Raw genomic sequence first — 21,670 nt, forward strand, 5'->3', positions numbered from 1 at the left:
ATCACGCGAGGCGCTGGAGGACCTCGTCGTGGAGGCGGCCGTTGGTGGCGACGGCGTTCGGGCCGTTCGGGCCGGGGACGCCGTCGATCGAGGTGAACTTGCCGCCGGCCTCGTCGACGATGATCGCGAGCGCGGCCATGTCGTACAGGTTCAGCTCGGGTTCGGCGGCGATGTCGACGGCGCCCTCCGCGACCAGCATGTAGGACCAGAAGTCGCCGTACGCGCGGGTCCGCCAGCAGGAGTCCATCAGGTCGGCCCACTGGTTCTTCTTGCCGATCTTCTCCCAGCCCTTGAGCGAGGCGTACGAGAGCGACGCGTCCTCGATCCTGCTGACGTCGCTGACCCGGCAGGGCTGGGACGAGTGCAGGGCCCGGCCGGTCCAGGCGCCGTCGCCGTACGACGCCCACCAGCGCTTGCCGAGCGCCGGCGCCGAGACCACGCCGACGACGACCTGGTCCTCGATCATCAGGCTGATCAGCGTCGCCCAGACCGGGACGCCGCGGATGTAGTTCTTGGTGCCGTCGATCGGGTCGACCACCCAGCGGCGTACGCCCCAGCCGGTGGTGCCGTCCTCCTCGCCCACGAACGCGTCCCGTGGGCGGGCCCGGGCCAGCGTCTTGCGCATCACGTCCTCGACCTTCTGGTCCGACTCGCTCACCGGGGTGAGGTCCGGCTTGGTGGCCACGTGCAGGTCGAGCGCCTTGTAGCGGTCCATCGTGGTCGAGTCCGCGTCGTCGGCCAGGATGTGGGCGAGCCGCAGGTCATCCGTGTGCGAAGGCATGCCGGAAGGCTAGCCTGAACCCCCGCTCAGGTGACCAGGTGTCCCGAAACGTTGCGGATCGGTTGCGGCGCGGATTGAACCGAACACGGTCGTTGAACGTGCAGTAAGTGTCCCGTGCGTGACCTGGCTCGACGCTACCGACGCCCAGGCACGCACCTCACGGCACTGGAGAAGCATCCACGATGCTCCGCATCGAGGACGCTCCTCCAGCACCGCGATGCACGCACCTGAACGCCGCTATCGTTCGAGCCAGGTCACGCACGGGACACTGTGTCTGACCCAGATCACGACTGCCCTGGAGGCGTCAATGTTCGAGCGCTTCGGTGACCTGCCGCTGCACGTGCTGGTGATCCACGCCGCGGTGGTGGTTCTGCCGGTGGCCGCCCTCACCGCGATCGTCTTCGCGCTGGTGCCGCGCTGGCGCTGGCTGCTGCGGTGGCCGGTGCTGCTGCTCGGGCTCGGGTCCCTGGTCCTCGCGTACGTCGCGAAGGAGAGCGGTGACGCGTTCGTCGCCGCGGTGCCGACATTGGAGCAGGCGGTGCGCGAGCACGAGGCGCGCGGCGACCTGCTGTTCTGGTATTGCCTGATCTTCGCGGCGGTGGCGGTGGCCGCGGTCCTGCTGCTCGGCGGGACGTCGCCGCTCGCCAGCGGAAAGGGTGCGAAGGCAACCAAGAGCAGGCCGCTGGAGCTCCTCACCAGCGCGGCCGTCGTGGTGATCGGCGTACTCGTCATCTGGCAGACCATCCGCACCGGAGACGCCGGCGCCAAGGCGGTCTGGGACGGGCAGCTGCCTAAGTAGTCCCCTCGGGTACGGCGTCGTCGCGCCCGGCCCGGGTCTCGCGGCCTTCGCGGCTGGCGAGTAGGCGCCTGAAGGAGGCGACGCGTTCCCGGTCGACGCCCTCGGCTTCGTCCAGCGCACAATCCGGTGCGGTCTCGGTGTGGGTACAGCCGCGGGGGCAGTCTTCGGCCACGTCAGCCAGGTCGGGGAAGGCGTTGATCAGTTTGTCCGGGTCGACGTGGGCCAGACCGAACGAGCGGATGCCCGGGGTGTCGATGATCCAGCCGCCATCGGGCAGGCGCAGGACCAGAGTGCTGACCGACGTGTGACGCCCACGGCCGGTCACCTCGTTGACCACGCCGATCGCCCGGTCGGCGCCCGGGATCAGTCCATTGACCAGAGTGGACTTGCCGACGCCGGAGTGACCGACGAGGACGCTGGTGCGGTCGTCCAACTGCTCGCGGAGTGCGCTGAGGTCGCCGTCTTGCTGCGTGGCGACCGACTCGACGCCGAGTGGACGGTAGACGGAGAGCAGCGGATCGGGATCGGCAAGGTCGGTCTTGGTGAGGCAAAGCAGTGGCCGCATCCCGGCGTCGTACGCGGCGACCAGGAAGCGGTCGATCAGGCCGGTCCGGGGCTCGGGGTTGGCGACGGCGACCACGATGACGAGTTGGTCCGCGTTCGCCACCAGGGGACGTTCGACCGGGTCGTCGTCATCGGCTGACCGGCGCAGGAGCGTCGTCCGGGGATGGACTCCGACGATCCGGGCCAGGGTTCCCTCGTCGCCGCTCGCGTCGCCGTCGAGTTTGACCCGGTCGCCGACGATCACGCCGGTGCGGCCGAGCTGGCGGGCCTTCATCGCGGTGACGACCCGATCGCCGGGCTCGACCCAGCAGGTGTAGCGCCCGCGGTCGCGAGTGATGACGAAACCGGTGACGGCGTCGTCGTACGAGGGGCGGTCCTTGGTCCGCGGCCGGGTCCGGCGCTTCGGCCGGTCGTACCGGGCCTCCTCGTCGTACCGCGACATCAGCCGGCCAGGCCCGACCAGAGCTCGGGGAACTCCGGCAGCGTCTTCGCCGTGGTCGCGATGTTCTCGATCTGGAGACCGTCGACGAGCAGCCCGAGTACGGCGGCCGCGTGCGCCATCCGGTGGTCGTGGTACGTGCCGAAAAGCCCGCCGTGCAACGGTTTCGGCCGGATCTCGAGGCCGTCGGCGGTCTGCGTCACGTCCCCGCCGAGCGCGTTGAGCTCCCGCTCGAGCGCCGCCAGCCGATCCGTCTCGTGGTTGCGCAGATGAGCGATGCCCCGCAGGTACGACGGTCCGTCCGCGAGCGCGGCCACCGCCGCGATGACCGGGGTGAGCTCGCCGACCTCGCTCAGGTCGAGGTCGACACCCTGCACCCGGCCGGTGCCGCGCACGGTCAGGCCGTCGCCGGTGCGGGTCACTTCGGCGCCGAAGCGGGTGAAGATGTCGCGCAACTGGTCGCCGGGCTGCGTGGTCTGCGCCGGCCAACCGGTCACGGTGACTTCGCCACCGGTGAGGACGGCCGCGGCCAGGAAGGGCGCGGCGTTGGACAGGTCCGGCTCGATCGCGGTGTCCAGCGCCCGAATGGGGCCGGGGGCAACGACCCAGCGGTTCGGCTCGCTGTCGTCCACCTGGACGCCGCGCTCGCGCAGCATCGCCACCGACATGTCCAGGTGCGGCTGCGACGGCACCGGCTTCCCGTCGTGGCGGAGGTCGACACCCTCGTCGTACCGGGCTCCGGCGAGCAGCAGCGCGGAGACGAACTGGCTGGACCCGGACGCGTCCAGGGTGACCTTGCCGCCGCGGACCGAGCCGGCGCCGGAGACGGCGTACGGCATCCGGCCGGTGCCCTGGTCGTCGATCTGTACGCCGAGGGTGCGCAGGGCACCGAGGATCACGTTCATCGGCCGCTCACGCGCGTACGGGTCGCCGTCGAACTCGACCACGCCGTCGGCCAGCGCGGCGACCGGCGGGACGAACCGCATCACGGTGCCGGCCAGGCCGCAGTCCACGCTCGCCGGGCCCTTGAGTGAGCCGGGGGTGACGGTGACCGTGCCGCCGTTCTCGGTGATGCCTACGCCGAGCGAGACCAGCGCGGCGCGCATGAGCGAGGTGTCGCGGGCCGCGAGCAGGCCGGTCAGGTGGGACGGACCGTCCGCGATCGCGGCCAGGATGAGCGCACGGTTACTGATCGACTTCGATCCCGGCACCGTGATCCGGCCGCTGACCGGTCCCTCGACCCGCGGCGCCGGCCAGCCGGTTTCCATGCTCATCCGCGTCCTCGCTTCGCTCCGGGCGCGGATGAGACACGAGGCGCGCTGTGCTGTCCAATGAGCTCGCTCCGCTCGCTCATCCGCGTCCTCGCTTCGCTCCGCTCGCTCATCCGCGTCCTCGCTTCGCTCCGGGCGCGGATGAGACACAAGGCGCGCTGTGCTGTCTAATGAGCTCGCTCCGCTCGCTCATCCCACTCCTTCAACTCGGATTCCCTGCTCCGAGCCTAGGGCATGAGCGTCACTGCACCGTGCAGAGCTGCGGCAGGTCAGCCCAGGTGGAGCTCGGCCTTCGCGAGTCGGGCCGCCTGCTTGGCCTCGTGGGCGAACTGCTTGGCCTCCCGCTTGGCCGCCTTGGCGCCGCGCCTGGTCCCGCGCTTCGCCGTCTTGGCGCCGTGCGCGGCCCGCCAGGCGACCCCCGGCTTGCCCTCGGTGTCGACCGCTGCCAGCAGCAGTCCGCCGAGCAGGCCGAGGTTCTTCAAGAACTGGATCCGCTGGGCCGCCCGGGTTTCCTTGTCCTTCACCTGCCAGAACGGGTGCCCGGCCACGGTCACCGGGATCAGCGTGGTCGCCAGCGTCGCGGCGCCCAGCCTCCGGCCCTTGCCGGTGGCGATCGCGAGACCGCCGAGCACCTGGACCGCGCCGTTCAGGCGGACCAGGTTCACCGTGGTCTCCGGGATGCGGTCGCCGAGCTGCGGCGGCGCGACCCTCTTCACCATCGGCACCAGGCGGTCCGCCACCGGCTGGGCTTTCGGCACCAGTGGCTCCGGGTTGCGGATCGAATTCGCACCCTGCACGACGAAGATCATGGACAGCAACGGCCTGGCCAGTGCGCGCACGACAGTCATGCCTCCTTCATACACCACGTTCCGGACGACTCCCTGTACCCACGGCTGCCGGCCCACAAGCACTTCCCCCCGCCCCATTGGAGTTGATGACCCCTGGAACGCCGCCTTCTCCCCTCGCATACGGGGGGAGAAGGCCCAACGCGGGCGGATATCCCTGAGACGTCAGGCGACGCGGCGGGAGTGGGTCAGATCGGGCAGCCGTCGGGGCGGGAGTGGGTCAGATCGGGCAGCCGTCGGGGCCGCAGGTGGGGTCGTCGGTGGCGCTGGGGCCGGTGATCAGGGTGACCGGCTTGCGGTCGGCGTTCGCCCGGCTGAGCGCCTCGCGGAAGACCTCCACCGGCTGTGCGCCGCTCACGCCGTACTTCTCGTCGATGACGAAGAACGGCACCCCGTTCGCGCCGTACGCCAGCGCCTGAGCCTGGTCCGCGGCCACCTCTTCGGTGTACGTCGTACCGGCGAGGACGTCGGTGACCCGGTCGGAGGGGAGCCCGACCTCGTCGGCGAGACTCGCCAGGGTGGCGTGGTCGCCGACCGGCAGGCCGTCGGTGAAGTAGGCCTTGAGCAGGCGCTCCTTGAGGCGGTCCTGAGTATCGGCGGGGACCTGGCCTGCCTCGACCAGCTCGCGCGCGAGGTGCAGCAGGCGGTGAGCGTCGACCGTGTTGGCGGCCTTGGCTTGGTCGAGGTGGTACTCGAGGCCCAGCTCGGCCGCGATCTCGGTCACGTGCGCGTTGGCCTGGACGCCCCACTCACGGCCGCGGCCGTACTTCTCACCGAGCCGGGTCGGGAGGTCCCGGGGGTCGTCGTTGGTGGACGACGGGTCCAGCTGGAAGCTGTGCCAGACGATCTCGGCCTGGTCGCCGCTCTCGGCCAGCGCCTGCTCGAGTCGCCGTTTCCCGATGTAACACCACGGACAGACCACGTCGGACCACACATCAATACGCATGCTCGCGGCAACCTCACTTGATCCGGACCTATTCCCAACCAGCCCCGCATGTGACGCGTCTGACGCTCCATGGACGACGAACTGGTGCGCGGACTCTTGAAGGAACAGCATCCGGACCTCGCGGAGCTGCCGTTGCGGCGAGTGGCCGGCGGCTGGGACAACGCGATGTGGCGGCTGGGGGACGAGCTGGCGGTGCGGTTGCCACGGACCGAACGTGGCCCGGAGCTGCTGCGGAAGGAGTACCAGTGGTTGCCGGAGCTCGCACCGCGCCTGCCGTTGCCGGTGCCCAGGCCGCAGCGGATGGGCGTACCGTCCGACCGCTTTCCTGACACCTGGCTCGTCACCTCCTGGGTCGAGGGTGAACCCGCTGACCGTACGCCGATCAGCTCCGAGCAGTCCGCGGACACCTTGGCGGCATTCCTGCGGGCGCTGCACGTGAAAGCACCCGAGGATGCGCCGGTCAGCCCGGACCGGGGTGTTCCGCTGCGCACTCTGCCATTCGACGCGAGCTCCCTGGATGTTGCCGTCCGCAAGATCTGGGACGAGGCCGTGGCCGCGCCGGAGTGGGACGGTCCGCCGCTGTGGCTGCACGGCGACCTGCATCCCGCGAATGTCGTCGTGACGGACGGCGCGCTCACCGGGGTGATCGACTTCGGGGACATGGCCGCGGGCGATCCCGCCACTGACCTGGCCGCCGCCTGGGTGTTGCTCCCCGACGGCGCGGCGGAGCGGTTCTTCGACGTCTACGCGGTGGCGGACGAGGCCACGATCGCCAGGGCCCGCGGCTGGGCCGCCTGGAAAGCCCTCGGGCTCATCTCGGTCGGCAATGCCGGGGACCGCGGCCTGCCCGGTGGGAAGCCGACCTGGGGACCTGCGGGCCGCCGGACTCTGGAACGGCTGCTGTGAGAATGCGCCGGCCGACCCCGCGATGGGGTCGGCCGGCGTGTTCAGCGGTGGCTTCTTCGATCAGGACGGCGACCGGCCAACCGCTCAGCTGGTTGCCTCGACGGCGGTCGCGATGAGGTCGGCGACGGCCTTCGGCTGGGAGACCGCGACCGCGTGCGAGCCGTCGACCTCGATCGTGGTGGCGTTGGCGCGGGTCGCCATCTTGCGCTGGCCGTCCGGATGGATCGCCTGGTCGCCGGTGGCCACCAGGTAGTGGACCGGGAGCCGCTTCCAGCTGGCCGGGCCGGACTTCTCCTCGAACGCCGCCGCGGCGATCGGACGCTGGAACCGGCCGAGCAGCTCAGCGGTGGGTACGTCGGCCGCGAACAGCGCCGGGAACTTGTCCAGCGCGATGCTCAGGAACGTCTCCTCACCGCCATCACCGGTCGGCAGGTTGTGCGGCACGAGTCCGGTCGCGAAGTCGTTGGCCGGGAAGCTGCCGAGCAGATCCTGCAGGCTTTCGCCCTCGTCGGGGGCGAATGCGGCGACGTAGACGAGGCCGGTCACGTTGTCGGCCTGGTCGGCGGCGGTGGTGATCACGGCACCGCCGTACGAGTGCCCGACCAGGACGACCGGGCCGTCGATCTCACGGACCAGGGCGGCGACCCGGTTGCCGTCGATCCCGGCGCCGCGCAGCTCGTTCGCGACGGCCTGCGCGGGGATGCCGCGGCTGGTCAGCTCCTCGATCACACCGGCCCAGCTGGAACCGTCCGCGAACGCACCGTGCACCAGGACGACGGTGGGGGTCTTGTCACTCATGCTCTCGATCTCCTTCGGTTGAACGTGCTAGAAGGAAACCGCGCGAGGCCGTTACGGCGGATCGACCGAACAACCGAACTCATCGACCGCGAATCACGCCTGTCCGGGCACCGGTGCACCCAAATCTCATGCGTTTGGGGGAGGGGTGAACCGCTCGAGCACCAGACGGGTCAGCTGGACCCGGGAGTTGACCCCGAGTTTGCCGAAGACGGAGCGGAGGTGGGTGCCGACCGTGCTGACGGAGAGGACGAGCTCGTCGGCGGCCGAGCGGTTCGTGTGCCCCTCGGCGACGAGCAGAGCGACCCGGCGCTCCATCGGGGTGAGGGCCTCCCAGCCCTGCTGGGCTCGAGGCGGTACGGCAGCCCAGCGACGTCGGCGTACGCCGGCCGCCTGGAGCACGGCCTGGATTCTCGCGGCCGGTGCGGTGGCGCCGAGTGTGGTCAGGGTGTCGAGGGCATGCTCGAGCACCGAGACGCCGGTGGACCGGTCGCCGGTCTCGAGCTCGGCCCGGCCGTAGCGCTCCTCCGCTCTGGCCAGCAGCAGTGGCCTGTGGGCCTCGCGCAGCAGGTCGGTAGCCACCGCCAGCTTCTGCACATCGTTGCCAGCGGCCACCAACTCGGCGGCTCCCCGGAAGGCTGTCGAGGCGGTGGCTGCGGCTTGTGCTGTCAGTTGGCCCTTGGCATCGGCCTGGACGAGTACGTCGGTGCGCTCAGGAAAGTCGAGTGGTACGTGGTGCAGCCGAGCGGCAGCCTTGGTGTCGCCATCGGCGAGGGCGAGCAACGCGTTGATCGTCGGATCGTGTCCCGCGAGCTCACGGGCCTCGGTGAGCTGGCCGCGCAGCAGAGCGATCAGTGCGAGGACTTGCTGCGCGACCGGTGCCTGCGTGGTGTCGTGAAGGTCGGTCATCCACCGCAGGGCGGTCTGGGCGGCCTCTTCTGCTTGTTGCAGGTCGCCTGCAGCGAGTTCGAGCCGCGCTCGGAGGACTGCCAGTTGCGGCGCGGACCACGAGTCGCCGGCGCCCAGCAGTTCGCGGACACGCTCCAACGCCGTCGCAAGCTCGTCAGTCTCGGCGCGGCAGTACAGCTCGCCTACCTCGACCAGAGTGTCCGGCAGGCCGCCCAGGTCAGCAGTCGCCTGGCGCGCCTCGACGTACAAGTCGCGGGCTTCCTCGTACCTGCCCTCAGCCCGCGCACGCTCGGCCGCCGCCACCTGCAGCACGGCTCGTGCCACTGGGTCTGCCGCTTCGGTTGGAGCTTCTGCACCTGCCAGGACTCGGTAGGCGGCTAGTCGCTCTGCGAGAGGTGGCGCCGCCGCTGGGATGGTGAGGCTTTCCAGTTGGCCGGTGGCCCACTGATGGGGAGCCAACCGCAGTCGAATCGATGCGCGGAGGTCCGGGGTGACGGGTCCGCGGTAGAGCGCCGTACCGCTGAGCAGGTCGTCGGCGAAGGCCTTGGCGCGGTCGTACTGGCGTGCCGCGAGCAGGACGCTGACCACATCCTCTCCGACCTCGGCCCGGAACGGCTCATCGACCAGCGTCAGGTCGAACGCCTGCTGGATGACCTCGGCCGCAGTCGTCGACATGGTCGCGAGCAGGTCCTGAGCCGCCCGACGCAGTGTGTTGACCGCGGATGCATCGCCGGGCTGTGCGACTGCGAGTACGTGCGGTGCCGCTGCTGCCGCACCGCGACCGGCCGAGATCAGTTGGCCGGCGATGGCCCCGTGCAACGCGCGCTGAGCCGACAGGGGTACGTCGGCCAGCGCGGCGGACCGCAGTAGCTCGTGGCGGAACCGCAGTACCGAACCGGCATCGGCCAGCAGCCCAGCCTGGATCACCTCTTCCAACGGCACGGCCAGCTTGGCTACCGGCTCACCCATCAGTACGGCGACGTCCTCCAGGCGGAACTCGCTGCCGAACACCGCGGCCGTCCGGACGAGAGTGCGGCTGAGTTCGGACAGTCCACTGGTACGACGTCGTACGCCTTCGACCAGACCTGTGGGCAGTGGGCCGGTCGAGTCCGTGGCGTGGTCGAGGTACAGGCCGGCGACGAGCTGCTCGGCGAGGAACGGGATGCCCTGTACGCCGGCCAGTTGCACAGCGAGGGCCGGGTCGACAGGACCGTTCAAAAGGTCGGTTGCGATGTCCTGGATGGCGTCCGGGGTGAGCGGGGCGAGGTCGATGACGTGGACGGGGACGTGGGGACGGACGGCATCGGCCAGCTGGTCGGTCATGCCGCCGGGGACCGGTCTGGTGGCCAGGAGCCACAGGAGCTTGCTGGTGTTGAGGCGGGCGATGACGACCCGCAGTACGAAGGCTGTGAGTGGGTCGGACCACTGGGCGTCGTCCAGCACGACCAGGACGGAGATGCCGTCGAGGCGGCGGCCGATGAGGTCGGCCAAGCGCTCGGCCAGCCAGAGGGGTTGGGTGTTGAGACTGGCCAGCTCGAGGAACTGCTCTGTGTCGATCAGTGGGTGCTCGCCGGCGCGGAGGGCTGGCGCGAGGGAGGCGAGTGGGCTGATGTTGTCGGTCTGGTGCGCTGCTGCGCTGGTCACCAGGAAACCGCGGCGCTCGGCCTGCTCGACAGCTGCCCGCAGGAGTGCGGACTTGCCGATGCCGGGCTCGCCGGCGACCACCGCCAGAGACGCCTGGCCGCTCTCCGACGCGCGCAGTGCTTCCAGGAGCTGTCCTAGCTCCTTCGAACGCCCCCGCAACGGCCCCATGCGGGATTTCTATCAGCCGCAGCGGCGGACGGCTAAGAGGGCGTAGGCGCGGGCGGCGTGCAGGACTTCGTCCAGCCGGACGTGCTCGTCGGTGGCGTGGGCGTAGCGGACGTCGCCGGGGCCGTACTGCAGCGTGGGGATGCCGGCGGCGGCGTACTGCCGAAGGTCCGAGCCGTACGGCGCGCCCTTCACCTCCGGAGCTGCCTCACCCAGGGCCACGTCTGTCGCCGCTTGGAGGGTTTGGGGGAGGAGGGGGTGTTCGGCGGGGAGGAGGCCGGAGGCGAAGGCGCCGCCGGGCCAGGTGACCTTCGCGGGGTGGTCGCGGAGCCAGTCGTCCTTGGCGCAGGCTTCGGCGATCGCGGACTCGAAGGCTTCGCGGGCCGCGGCGACCGGTTCCCCGAGGCGTACGCCGTACCTGCCCTCGGCAACGAGTACGTCGGGGACGGTGCTGGCCCAGTCGCCGGAATGGATCGTGCCGACGGACAGCGGGTTCGCCAGGTCGAGGTGGGCCAGGAGGGCGTGCGGATCGCGGTTGCGCTCGGCCTCCAGCGCCTGCAACGCGGCCTCGAGTACGACGAACTTCTCGATCGCGCTCACCCCGCGGGTCCGCGTCGAGCCGTGCGTCGCCAGGCCGGGGACCTCCAGCCGGAACGTCAGCGACCCGGCGTTGGCCGGGATCACGCAGCCCGCGGTCGGTTCGGCGATCAGGCACGCCTCACCGGTGTGGCCGCGCCGGAGGGTCGCGAACGTACCGACGCCGCCGTCCTCCTCGCCGACCACGGTGTGCACGGCCAGCGGCTTCCGCAACTGGATGCCCGAGGCAACGAGCGCGGCGACCGCACCCAGGATGGCCGCCACCCCGCCCTTCATGTCACAGGTCCCGCGGCCCCACATGATCCCGTCGTTGACCCGCGCCGAGAACGGATCCCGGTCCGGCCACAACCCGAGCTCGCCCGGCGGCACCACATCCACGTGCCCGTTGAGGATCAGCCCCGGCGTCCCGTCCCCGCCGAGTACGCCGACGCACCCCCAGGCCTGATCCCGCTCGACCTCCATCCCGGGGAACTCCGGATCCGCGATCACCGACGCCAGGTCGATCCGCCAGTGATCGACACCGAGCCCGAGCTCGCCCAACCGCCGCGCACACCACTCCTGCACCTCTGCCTCGGCGGGGGACCCGTCAACACTCGGAATCCGCACCAGCTCCCGCAGATCGTCGACAATCCGATCGTCGTCAATCGCCGCCAACAGCCGGCCCTCAACCTCACTCAGCATGCGCACATCATGCCTGCAGCAGCCTCCGCGGGGACGGTCGTCCCCGCGGAGGCACGCGTCACGGCGTCAGGCGGTGGAGGTCGCGGGGGAACAGGGTGACCTCGCGGATGTTCTCCGCACCCGTCAGCCGGGCCACGAAGCGTTCCAGGCCGATCGCGAACCCGCCGTGCGGCGGCATGCCGTGCCTGAACGACTGCAGGTACGAGCTGTACGCCGGGGCGTCCGCCGACTCACCACGAGCGGTGAGCGCCGAGACGTAGTCGCTGTAGCGATGCAGCCGTTGCCCGCCGGTGACGAGCTCCATGCCGCGGAACAGCAGGTCGAACGAGTTCGACCAGCGCGGGTCCGACGGCTGTGGATGCGTGTAGAACGGCCGCTTCACCATCGGATACCCCTCGACCGCGACGAACTCGCTGCCGTGCTCGCGCAAAGCCCACTCGCCGACCGCTCGCTCGTCGGCCGGCGCCAGGTCGGGCTCGTCCGGGTCCGCGCCGGCGATCCTCAGCGCCTCGGTGAAGTGCACCACCGGCACCTCGAGCGGGATCTCGGGCAGTTGGAGGCCCAGGCGTTCCAGCGCCGGCGCGGCCCGCTCACCCACCGCTGACAACATTCCCGCGACGGCCGACCGCAGTACGGCGAGCACGTCGCGATGGTCGGCGATGAAACCGAACTCCGCGTCCAGCGACACGTACTCGGCCAGGTGCCGGACCGTGTCATGCGGCTCGGCCCGGAACACCGGCCCGACCTCGAAGACCCGCTCGAACACCCCGACCATCGTCTGCTTGTAGAACTGCGGCGACTGCGCCAGGTAGGCCGGACCGCCGAAGTAGTCCAGCGCGAACACGTTGGCGCCCGACTCGGTCGCCGTACCAACGATCTTCGGCGTCTGGATCTCGGTGAAGCCCTGACTGTCCAGCGCTGTACGGAAACCGTGCAGCGCCGCCGCGGCGATCTCCCAGCCCGCTCGGACCGCAGGATGCCGCAGCGCCACCGGCGCGTTGTCCAGTACGACGGGCAGGCCCGCGCCGACGCTGGGACGCCAGAGCTCGATCGGCGGCGTCTGCGCCGGCTCGGTCAGCGGCTCGATCACCGGGTCGACGAGCTCCGCGCCACCAGGTGCCTGCGGGTTGGCGGCGACCGTACCGGTCACCTGGACGACGGTCTCCTCACCGAGCTCGTCCAGCAGTGCCTGGGCTTCCTGGTCCTTGACCACGATCTGGCCGAGGCCGGACCGGTCGCGCAGGATCAGGAAGCTGACGGCGGCGAGCCGTCGTCTTCGGTGCACCCAGCCGGCCACCGTGACGGTCTGGCCCACTGCTGAGGGGATCTCATGGCTGAGAATGCGCATCGCTGTTTTCACCTCCAGGTCGTTTCTCGTACCCCGGAGGTGTGGGCGAAGGGGATCTCGCGGTGCCACCACACCTTCACCGGATCCGACGGACCCGGCCTCTTGCCGTGCATTCGCTCAGGAGTGTCTTCGTCACCGCTCCACGTATCGCCTCACAGCAACCGGCGACTCTCTCGGACGTGGGGTACGGCGCTACTTGGTTCCGTCACCGCGAACACACCCAGGATAGAGCAGCCGGCAACGGGATTTCAGCGTCTGGTCGTCGAGGGCGGGATCTGAGCGGTGTCGGTGTCCTCGCGGCCGCCGACCCGCGCGTGCACGGTGATCTGGTTGGCCGTGCCGGTGCCGGGCGGCCAGGCGGTCCACTCGGAGTTGAACGGCTTGACGTAGTGCTCGGTCCAGCAGGTGGCGCGTCGTACGTCGCTCGAGCGTGAACAGGTCCAGCCCCTGTCGAGCGCGGACAGGAACGACAGGTTGCGGCCCCACGAGATGTCCAGGGTGACCCGGCGGTTCGCGACACCGTTCACCTTCAGGAACCGGTTGTAGACGAACGGGTTCGGGTCGGTCCCCGGCGTCGGCGTGACGATCTGCAGCAGCGACTCGTCCGGCTGGATCCCCGGCAGCACTTCGGAGTCCGTGTCACTCACCAGCCCGGCCTTCGCGGCCACGGTGAACGTCCGCGCCGCCGGCGATCCGTCCGACGGTACGTCGAAGGCGGCCGGCAGCGGAGCCGGTTCGGCCGGATTGAGCGCCGTACAGGTCTGGGTCTTGGCCGAGCACCTCCAGCCCGCCGGGTTCGCCGCGATCGGCCACTCGAGCGAGCCGCCGTACGTGATCTGCAGCGTGACGCCCGGCCGATCCGTGCCGGGGGCAACCGTCAGGATGCGGTGGTGCACGTCCGGGTCGGTCTTGCCGTCGATGATCTTGAGCAGGTTTTCGTCGGTCCGCGGCGGGGCGGTCAGGGTCTCGGAGTCGTCGTCGTACAGCCGGCCGGTCTTCGCCGAGACGGTGAACGTCCGGTCGTCCGCGGAGCCGCCGGTCGGCGCGTCGAAGGTGACGGGGATCGGCGCGGGTGCGGCCGGGTTGTTCGCCGTACACCTGCCGGTCGCCGGGGTGCAGGTCCAGCCACTCGGGTTGCCACTGAGCGGCCACTTGAGGGCCTTGCCGTACTTGAGGCCGATGGCCACAGGATTCTCGTTGCCTGCCGGTGCCTTGATCGTGATGACGAACCTCACCGCGGCCGCGCTCTGCGTCCCCTCGGCGCGGGCACCGGGCGCGCCGCCGCCTGGCGGCGTGCTGATGGTCAGCAAGCTCTCGTCCAGGATCGGTGTCGTCGGCACCGGCGGTGTGGCGGTCGGGGTCGCGGTCGTCGGAGCCGGTGGCGTCGGCGTGGGCGTCGGCGTGGGCGTCGGCTCGGGCTCTGAAGGCTCAGTGGTCGGCGCGGTCGTCGGTGCGGTCGTCGGTGCTGTGGTGGGAGCTGTGGTGGGAGCTGTCGTCGGCTTCGCGGACGGCGGTTTGACCGTCGGCGGCACCACCGGCGGGACCGTCGGTGGCTTGGCCGGCGGTTGGGTCGGCTGCTGCACCGGTGGGTTGTCGATCGCCGCCGGAGGCGTCTCGTTGCTGGTGAGCACTATCGCGGCCAGTACGGCGGCGCCCGCGACAACCACGACCGCTCCGGCGCCGGCCGCCGTCCGGGTGCTGTTCTCCGTCGCCTTCTTCCAGCCGGTGACGAGGAGGCCGACCAGGCCGACCTTCGCGCCGGAGGCGGCGGCCAGGTAGCCGAGACCGGCGGTGCCCAGCAGGGCCGGGGCGAGCAGCGCCGGCAGCGCGCTGTTGACCTCGACCAGCTCGAGGTAGACCGCGGTGCACTTCGCGCAGCCGTCCAGGTGCTCGCGGACGGTGCGGTTCTCCCGCTTGGTCAGGCCGCCGCGGACGTACGCACCGAGGCGCTCGGTGGTCCAACGGCAGCGGTCGCCGGCGACGTCGGCCAGATGCTGCTGCAGATAGGCCTGCCGCAGTCCCTCGCGGGCACGGTAGGCGAGCGCGGAGACACCGTTCGCGGTCAGGCCCAGCAGCGGAGCGATGGCCGCGGGTTTCTCACCCTCGACCTCGGTGTGCCAGAGAACGGCCTGCCAGCGCTCGGGCAGGCTGGCGAACGCCTTGGCCGCCGCGCCGCTCTCGAACCCGGTCACGGTCGGGTCGTCGAAGGTCTGCGGCTCTCGTTCGTACGCCGCGATGTCGTCGGTCGCCTGGACCTTCCGGCCGGACCGGATCCGGTCCACGTGCACCCGGCGTACCGTCGTCAGCAGGTAGGCCCGGAAGGAGAGGTCCGGTCCGCCGCCGGAGCGCAGCGCGTCGAGCACCTTGGCGAACGCGTCACCGGCCAGGTCGTCGGCGTCGTTGGCCGGGACCAGCTGGCGGGCCATCCGCTCGGCCGCGTGGTGGTGCCGGCCGAAGAGCTCGCCGTACGCCTCGAGATCGCCGTTGCGGACACGCGCGATCAGCTCGGCATCGCTCGGTCCCTCCGGCGTCTCCATGTGTCTCCCCGTGATTACGACTTCTGTGGCGCGACGTCACCGTCCGTCACATCGTTGCCGGGAACAAGGTTCCCACGTGGGACGGATCCGCGCATCTGCCTGACGCGGAACGGTGCTCCTTTCCTGACGACAGCGGGCGGGCGGAAGTTACGCGAAAAAACTTCGGCGAATCCGCGTCATGAAGTCCGCCCCGGGCTGTCTCACTCCCGGAACGACGCTTCCGGCCGCCCGGTCGGGAGACTGACGGGGCTGATCGAGGAGGGCCATGTCGCTGTTCGCGGACATCCGCCGACGGTTCGACCTGCGTCCGCACCCGTCCCTGAACCTGGCGGGGTCGCCCGCCCGGATCCGGCCCGAGGCGTCGTTTCCCGACGAGCAACCGTGCGAGTGGAGGGACTCGCACGGCACAGCTGGCACGGACCACAGCGCCTATCTCGCGATTGCCGAGGCGCTGCGGGACGGAGCCGATGTCGTGCCTGCGAGTGACGAGGTCGGCCGGCAGTTGGCGGCCGACGGAGTCTCGTTGCTCGAGGCACTTGATGGGCTGAGTGCGTTGTACCGCTCGATCGCCGGGGGCGAGCCGGCTTTCGCAGCGGTACGTGCACTCAGTTCCAGCTGGGCCGAGGCCTCGCTGATCTACCTCCACTCGCTGTCCTGCGAGGACCCGCTGACCGGGCTGTCCAGCCTGGCGCACCTGCGGTCCCGGCTCGGCGAGCTCTACCGAGAGGCGGAATTTCGTGGAACTTCCGTACCGCAGACCCACGCACTGGTGGTTGTCGAGCCGGTCAATCCCGCGGGGACGACGCCCTTCGACCGCGAGCTCCGGCTGGTCGACGTCGCGGAGTGCCTGCGGATCGTCTTCTGCGGCGGTGACGTACTGGGCCGCGTCGGCTCACGCAAGGCGGCGGCGCTCGTCGGCCGCGAGCCGAACCTGCCGGAGCAGGTCGAGACGGTACGAGCCCTGATCACCCAGTGGCGGCTGGACACCGACGTACCCCAGCTGGCCCGGATCTGGATCGAGGGCCTGCCGAGCACCGACGCGATGGCCGGGCGGGTGCTCGACGAACTGGCCAGACCCTAGGACGAACTGACCAGACCTCAGGACGTGCGTCCGGACGCCAACAGGGGGGCGCCCGGACGCATCAGGCCGGCGGCGGATCGCCCGACACGGGGTGGGCGATCCACCGCCGTTCGTCCTCGGTCGTTGTCGGTGGGCCTGACTAGGCTGTGTTCCATGTGCGGTCGATACGCGTCCAGCCGGGATCCCGCGGACCTCGTCGTCGAGTTCGAGATCGAGGCGGGCAACGTGCGCGAGTCCGTGCAGGACCTGCCGGAGAACTACAACGTCGCGCCCACCGACCAGGTGATCGCGGTGGTCGAGCGGAAGAACCGTGAGGTGCCGGACGAGACGGTCCGCAAGCTGACGACGGTCAAGTGGGGGCTGGTGCCGTCCTGGGCGAAGGACACCTCGACCGGCAATCGGCTGATCAACGCGCGGATGGAGACGGTCGCGGAGAAGCCCGCGTTCAAGAAGGCCTTCGCCAGCCGCCGCTGCATCCTGCCGGCCGACGGGTACTACGAGTGGTACAAGTCCGAGCAGAAGGTGAACGGCAAGCCGGTCAAGCAGCCGTACTTCATCCGCCCGGCCGACGGCGGCGTACTCGCGATGGCCGGGCTGTACGAGATCTGGCGGGACAAGTCGGTCGAGGACCCGGACTCCGACGAGGCCTGGCTGTGGACCTGCACGGTCCTCACCACCACGGCCACCGACGACCTCGGCCGCATCCACGACCGGATGCCGCTACTGGTCGAGCGCGAGCGGTACGACGCCTGGCTCGACCCACTGAGCCCCGACCCCGACGACCTGCTCAGCCTGCTGGTCCCGGCCGCCCCCGGCCGGCTGGAGGCGTACGCCGTGTCCAAGGCGGTCAGCTCGGTGAAGAACAACGGGCCGCACCTGATCGACCCGCTGCCACCCGACGGCGTCGACCCGATCGACAAACCCGACGAACCCGAGGAGACCACTCTCTTCTGAATGGCCCCTGTCTCCTTCTCTTCTCCGCAGCCTCTGCGGCACTCGCTGCTGACGCACCGCGCGAACACCCGCGATCCGGCAACGAGTGATGACAGGATGGGGCGGTGACCGACGAACGGATTGTGGGGACGCCGCACGGGGACGCCCGGATCGTGGCACATCGGGCCCGGCGGCCGGTGGCGACGCTGGCCCTCGGTCATGGTGCCGGGGGTGGGATCGAGTCGGAGGACCTGACCGCGCTGGCCTCCCGGCTGCCGAAGCAGGACATCAACGTGTTCCTGATCGAGCAGCCCTGGCGCCATGCCGGGAAGAAGATCGCACCCGGCCCGAAGATCCTCGACGAGGCCTGGATCGCGATCATCGGCCAGCTCCGGATCCGCACCCCACTGGTCATCGGCGGCCGCAGCGCCGGGGCCCGGGTGGCCTGCCGGACCGCGAGCAGTCTGGGTGCGTCCGGCGTACTGGCGATGGCCTTTCCGCTGCACGCCCCGGGCAAGCCGGAGAAGTCCCGGGTGGACGAGCTGCAGGGGGCCGGTTTGCCGACGCTGGTGGTGCAGGGGGAGCGGGACCCGTTCGGGACACCCGAGGAGTTCCCTCCGCTCACCGAGATGGCCGTCGTCCCGGATGCCGACCACTCGTTCAAGGTGCCGAAACGGGCCGAACTGAGCCAGCAGGAGACGCACGACCTGCTGATCGAAGCCGTGTTCGAATGGGTGATCCGCGAGGTGTCCGGATAGTGGTCACCGGCTGACGGCCGGGCCTGAGCGGGGAATGGCCCCGCGCTCGGGCGTGTTGTGGCAAACATGATGGCGACGAGAGAGGCTCCGGCGAGGACCGGCGGGAAGACCCCGGTATTCTCGATCCCGATGCCGACTCCCACCACGACCGAGACACCCGAGCAGCGGACCGCGCGCTTCGAGCGCGAGGCGCTGCCTTTCCTCGACCAGATGTACGCCGCGGCGATGCGGATGACCCGTAATCCGTCGGACGCCGAAGACCTGGTCCAGGACACCTTCGCGAAGGCGTACAGCTCGTTCCACCAGTTCACGCCCGGCACCAACCTGAAGGCGTGGCTGTACCGGATCCTGACGAACACGTTCATCAACGGATACCGCAAGCGCCAGCGCCAGCCGACGCAGTCGCCGACCGAGGAGATCGAGGACTGGCAGCTGACCGCCGCCGAGTCGCACACTCCCGGCGGCCTGAAGTCGGCTGAGGCGGTCGCGCTCGAGCATCTGCCCGATTCCGACGTCAAGGAAGCCCTGCAGGCGATCCCGGAGGACTTCCGGCTGGCCGTCTACCTGGCCGACGTCGAGGGCTTTGCCTACAAGGAGATCGCCGACATCATGGGTACGCCGGTCGGCACCGTGATGTCCCGGCTGCACCGTGGCCGGCGCCAGCTGCGTGACCTGCTGGGCGACTACGCGCGCGACCGGGGACTGATCCCGTCCGACGAGACCGGAACCGAGGAGGAGTCGTGAGCTGCGGCGAGCACCACGACGTCGACTGCAGCGAGATCCTGCAGCGTGTGTACGTCTTCATCGACAACGAGCTCGAGGACGCCAGCACCGAGGAGATCCGGCAGCACCTGGAAGAGTGCGCCCCCTGCCTGGACGAATACGACCTGGAACGCTGCGTCAAGAAACTGGTCCACCGCTCCTGCGGCTCCGACCACGCCCCCGACGCCCTCCGCCAGAAAATCCTTCTTCGCCTCACCCAAATCCAGGTGGAAACCACCATCACCAGCACCGACTGACCGGCGGTCAGGCGAAATTCGGGCGGTAGGTGTAGCTCTCGGCCCGTCCGAGGAGATCCAGGAGGTCGAGGGCTTCTCGCTCGACCTTGTCGGCGGCGGCGTGGAGTGTCGGGATGGCTTCGGTGAGCAATTTCCGGGCGCGGTGTGAATCCCCTGTGGCTGCACTGATCTTCGCCAGTTGCAGTAGCAATCGCGCCTCGCGTAATCGATTTCGGTAAGTCCTGGCCAATTGGATGCCGGATCGGGCGTGTTCCTCCGCTGCGGCGAACTCCCCCTTGCCGGCGAAGGCCATGGTGAGGACCTCCCTGCTCTCGGCCTGGGCACTGCCGTCACCGAGGCGGCCGGAGACCTCGATGCTCCTGAGCAGCGATTCGATCGCATTGTCGAAACGGCGGTTCGCGACATGTGAGATTCCCGCGTTGAGGTGCCGTTTCGCGAGCGAACGGTGATCGCCGCTCTGTTCGGCAAGTCGCACGCTCTCCGCGAACGCCCGGTCGGCCTCGGCGAAATCTCCCAGTCGATTGTGCAGGCCGCCGAGGGCGAGATGCGTGACTCCTTCGACCGACGTGTCGTCGAGCCGGCGACTGAGTTCGAGTGCCTGGTGGATCATTGAAAGGGCCTGGTCCGTCCGGCCGAGCCGTTCGAGGACATGGCTCAGGGAAGAGCAGCAGCGCGCCTGGCCGGCAACGTCCGAGACGGCGCGAAACATCGTCAGCGCCTTGAGCAGGTGCGCTCGGGCGGGCTCGAAGTCGCCGAGCTCGACCTTCGGGATCGCGTTGTCATGCTCGAGCCATGCCGCCATCAGGGGCAGATTCAGCTGTTCGGCCAGCTCGACCGCGCCACGGCTCAACTCGCGCATCTCGGTCCAGCGTGACCGCGCATCGTTGTAGCCGAACAGCGCGAGTGCCAGCTCGGGGAAGAGAGCGGAGCCGGCCAATGAAGTCGTGGACGCTTGACGGAACCTGTCCATGAGATTGCGCTGCTCGTCGTCGAGCCATCGGAGTGCCGACGCGGTGTCTCTGAGGGCCGGAACGGGCTTGATCCGGGTCATCGCGAGGCCGAGCCGCTGGCTCGCCTCGTGGGTGAGGCTCTGGCAGGCCCACGCGAAGCCGATGTAGAACCGCATGACGCGCTCCAGCCCGGCGTGTTGCTCGGCCTGGGTGAGAGACTGGTCGGCCAGCTCCCGTGCGTAGGCGCGGATGAGGTCGTGGAAGCGATAGCGTTCAGGGGCGGCTGCGTCGAGGAGATTGAGGTCCGCGAGACGTTCGAGGATGACGTCGGCCTGCCGGACGGGGACGTCGAGCAGATGTGCGGCGACGACGGTGTGCAGGTCTGATCCGTCGGGGACGCTGAGGATCGGCAGCGCACGGGCGGCTTTGCGGTCGAGGTCGCGGTCGCTGGACTCGAGGAACCGCACGGAGCCGGCGATGCTCGCCCGTACGCCGGTTTCGTCGGAACCCAGGCCGTCCAGCCGCCGTCCTTCGTCCTGGAGTACGTCGACGAGGTGCTGGATCGGCCAGGTCGGGCGGGCGGTCAGCCGGGCACCGATCAGCCGGACGGCGAGTGGCAGCCGGCCGGCGAAGTGGGTCAGTCTCTCGGCGGCCTGCGGCTCGGCGGCGACCCGGTCCGGACCGGCGACTCCGGACAGGAGGTCGACGGACTCCGTCTCGGACAACGCGTCCAGACGGATCTGGCGTGCGCCGGGCAGTGCGGCCATCGAACCCCGGCTCGTGATGATCGCCGCTGATCCGGGGCTGCCGGGAAGAAGCGGCAGGACGTGATGTACGTCGGTCGCGTTGTCGAGCAACATGAGCATCCGGCGACCGGCCAGCTGGGAACGCAACAGGGCGGCTGCTTCCTCCACACCGTCGGGGATCAGCTGAAGGTCCAACCCCAGCGACCGAAGTAACTGGCCCAAGGCGTCCGAGGTTGCGATCGGCCTGCCCGGGCCGTAGCCGCGAAGGTTGAGATACAGCTGGCCGTCGGGGTAGCTGTCCACCAGCCGATGTGCGGCCCGAACGGCCAGCGCGGTCTTGCCGATACCGCCCATACCCGTCACAGCGACCAGGCCGACCGCGCCACTGCGCGATCCATCCGGATCTCGCAGTGCCGACAGCACGGCCTCGACCTGGGCGGCACGACCGGTGAAGTCCGGGATCGCCGGTGGCAGCTGCCATGGCATCGGCAGGGAATCGACTGCAGCGGGCCGTCGCGTGTCCGCGGCAGGCGCCTTGGCTTGATGGCTCTTGCCGCGGGCCACAGCCATGAACTCCGCGGCTTCCGCGGCGTTCAGGCCGAGGGCGGTGGTCAGCGCCCGGATCGTGTCGACGCGCGGACGGCGACGGGTGCCGCGCTCCAGGACGCTGATCGCCTGCTCGCTGAGGCCCGCTTTGCCGGCCAGAGCGGCTTGGGTCAGGCCGAGCCCGGTCCGATGTCTGCGCAGGAGTTCGCCGAGACTCTCCATGATCGGCCCACCACCTCCCTCACTCGCCGAACCGGTGTGGCTACGGTCGGTTTCCGGATGCCCGAGCTAACTCTAGGAGAGTGCGGCGACCGGTCGCTGGCGTTATCCACACGCGGGCCGGAAACGGTCCGGTGAGTGTGCCGGGGGAGTGCCTCAGCGTCACAAGCGATCGTTTGAAGATTGCAATG

18 protein-coding genes are annotated in these 21,670 nt (G+C 69.9%); 7 read left to right on the forward strand and 11 right to left on the reverse strand.

Annotated elements, in window-relative coordinates; genetic code table 11:
- Position 1 precedes the first annotated feature (1 nt).
- Positions 2-781, reverse strand: a complete 780-nt coding sequence (gene hisN / locus AB0F43_RS16320; protein ID WP_360476393.1) for a histidinol-phosphatase — start codon at positions 779-781, stop codon at positions 2-4.
- Between the two features lie 307 nt (positions 782-1,088).
- Between hisN and AB0F43_RS16325 the strand changes: the two genes are divergently transcribed.
- The gene (locus tag AB0F43_RS16325) at positions 1,089-1,580 is read left to right on the forward strand and encodes a DUF2231 domain-containing protein (protein WP_360476396.1); all 492 of its coding nucleotides are present in this window, start codon (positions 1,089-1,091) and stop codon (positions 1,578-1,580) included.
- Here the strand turns inward: AB0F43_RS16325 and rsgA are convergent.
- The 4 genes from rsgA to AB0F43_RS16345 form a co-directional block, all read right to left on the reverse strand.
- Entirely contained in the window at positions 1,573-2,586 is a 1,014-nt protein-coding gene (rsgA, locus tag AB0F43_RS16330; protein ID WP_360476399.1) for a ribosome small subunit-dependent GTPase A, read from the reverse strand. The two genes, AB0F43_RS16325 and rsgA, sit on opposite strands and share 8 nt — an antisense overlap.
- Positions 2,586-3,857 (reverse strand): 3-phosphoshikimate 1-carboxyvinyltransferase, encoded by a 1,272-nt coding sequence (gene aroA / locus AB0F43_RS16335; protein ID WP_360476402.1) that lies wholly within the window; start codon positions 3,855-3,857, stop codon positions 2,586-2,588. The genes rsgA and aroA overlap by 1 nt, the downstream gene beginning before the upstream one ends.
- Before the next feature lie 266 nt (positions 3,858-4,123).
- Positions 4,124-4,702: a DoxX family protein gene (locus AB0F43_RS16340; protein WP_360476405.1), complete on the reverse strand. Its 579-nt coding sequence runs from the start codon at positions 4,700-4,702 to the stop codon at positions 4,124-4,126.
- A 217-nt stretch (positions 4,703-4,919) separates the two neighbouring features.
- Entirely contained in the window at positions 4,920-5,645 is a 726-nt protein-coding gene (locus AB0F43_RS16345) for a DsbA family oxidoreductase (protein WP_360476407.1), read from the reverse strand.
- Positions 5,646-5,714: 69 nt separating this feature from the next.
- Between AB0F43_RS16345 and AB0F43_RS16350 the strand changes: the two genes are divergently transcribed.
- Entirely contained in the window at positions 5,715-6,551 is an 837-nt protein-coding gene (locus AB0F43_RS16350) for an aminoglycoside phosphotransferase family protein (protein ID WP_360476410.1), read from the forward strand.
- Between the two features lie 84 nt (positions 6,552-6,635).
- Here the strand turns inward: AB0F43_RS16350 and AB0F43_RS16355 are convergent, their stop codons facing one another.
- The 5 genes from AB0F43_RS16355 to AB0F43_RS16375 all read right to left on the reverse strand — a co-directional run bounded on the left by AB0F43_RS16355 (position 6,636) and on the right by AB0F43_RS16375 (position 15,227).
- Positions 6,636-7,349 (reverse strand): alpha/beta hydrolase, encoded by a 714-nt coding sequence (locus AB0F43_RS16355; RefSeq protein WP_360476413.1) that lies wholly within the window; start codon positions 7,347-7,349, stop codon positions 6,636-6,638.
- 126 nt (positions 7,350-7,475) lie between these two features.
- Positions 7,476-10,067: an AAA family ATPase gene (locus AB0F43_RS16360; protein ID WP_360476415.1), complete on the reverse strand. Its 2,592-nt coding sequence runs from the start codon at positions 10,065-10,067 to the stop codon at positions 7,476-7,478.
- A gap of 12 nt (positions 10,068-10,079) precedes the next feature.
- Entirely contained in the window at positions 10,080-11,342 is a 1,263-nt protein-coding gene (locus AB0F43_RS16365; RefSeq protein ID WP_360476418.1) for an ArgE/DapE family deacylase, read from the reverse strand.
- Between the two features lie 58 nt (positions 11,343-11,400).
- Positions 11,401-12,690, reverse strand: coding sequence for an aspartate--tRNA(Asn) ligase (gene aspS / locus AB0F43_RS16370; RefSeq protein WP_360476421.1), 1,290 nt, complete (start codon positions 12,688-12,690; stop codon positions 11,401-11,403).
- A gap of 248 nt (positions 12,691-12,938) precedes the next feature.
- Positions 12,939-15,227, reverse strand: a complete 2,289-nt coding sequence (locus AB0F43_RS16375; RefSeq protein ID WP_360476424.1) for a sigma-70 family RNA polymerase sigma factor — start codon at positions 15,225-15,227, stop codon at positions 12,939-12,941.
- 265 nt (positions 15,228-15,492) lie between these two features.
- On the opposite strand from AB0F43_RS16375, the gene AB0F43_RS16380 reads away from it, so the two are divergent.
- From AB0F43_RS16380 to rsrA, 5 genes are all read left to right on the forward strand, one after another.
- Positions 15,493-16,308 carry a hypothetical protein gene (locus AB0F43_RS16380; RefSeq protein ID WP_360476427.1) on the forward strand — a complete coding sequence of 272 codons (816 nt, stop codon included), beginning with the start codon at positions 15,493-15,495 and terminating at the stop codon, positions 16,306-16,308.
- Positions 16,309-16,461: 153 nt separating this feature from the next.
- Positions 16,462-17,262, forward strand: coding sequence for an SOS response-associated peptidase (locus AB0F43_RS16385; RefSeq protein WP_360476430.1), 801 nt, complete (start codon positions 16,462-16,464; stop codon positions 17,260-17,262).
- A 104-nt stretch (positions 17,263-17,366) separates the two neighbouring features.
- Complete coding sequence (locus tag AB0F43_RS16390; RefSeq protein ID WP_360476433.1) at positions 17,367-17,999, forward strand: alpha/beta family hydrolase; 633 nt, start codon at positions 17,367-17,369, stop codon at positions 17,997-17,999.
- Positions 18,000-18,128: 129 nt separating this feature from the next.
- The gene (locus AB0F43_RS16395; protein ID WP_132207908.1) at positions 18,129-18,743 is read left to right on the forward strand and encodes a sigma-70 family RNA polymerase sigma factor; all 615 of its coding nucleotides are present in this window, start codon (positions 18,129-18,131) and stop codon (positions 18,741-18,743) included.
- On the forward strand, positions 18,740-19,018 hold the full coding sequence (gene rsrA, locus AB0F43_RS16400; protein ID WP_360476436.1) for a mycothiol system anti-sigma-R factor: 279 nt from the start codon (positions 18,740-18,742) through the stop codon (positions 19,016-19,018). Before AB0F43_RS16395 ends, rsrA begins: the two co-directional genes overlap by 4 nt.
- A gap of 7 nt (positions 19,019-19,025) precedes the next feature.
- Here rsrA and AB0F43_RS16405 read toward each other — a convergent pair whose 3' ends face one another.
- On the reverse strand, positions 19,026-21,482 hold the full coding sequence (locus AB0F43_RS16405) for a tetratricopeptide repeat protein (protein WP_360476439.1): 2,457 nt from the start codon (positions 21,480-21,482) through the stop codon (positions 19,026-19,028).
- Positions 21,483-21,670 lie beyond the last annotated feature (188 nt).

The sequence above is a fragment of the Kribbella sp. NPDC023972 genome, from assembly GCF_040639075.1.
Taxonomy (GTDB): Bacteria; Actinomycetota; Actinomycetes; order Propionibacteriales; family Kribbellaceae; genus Kribbella.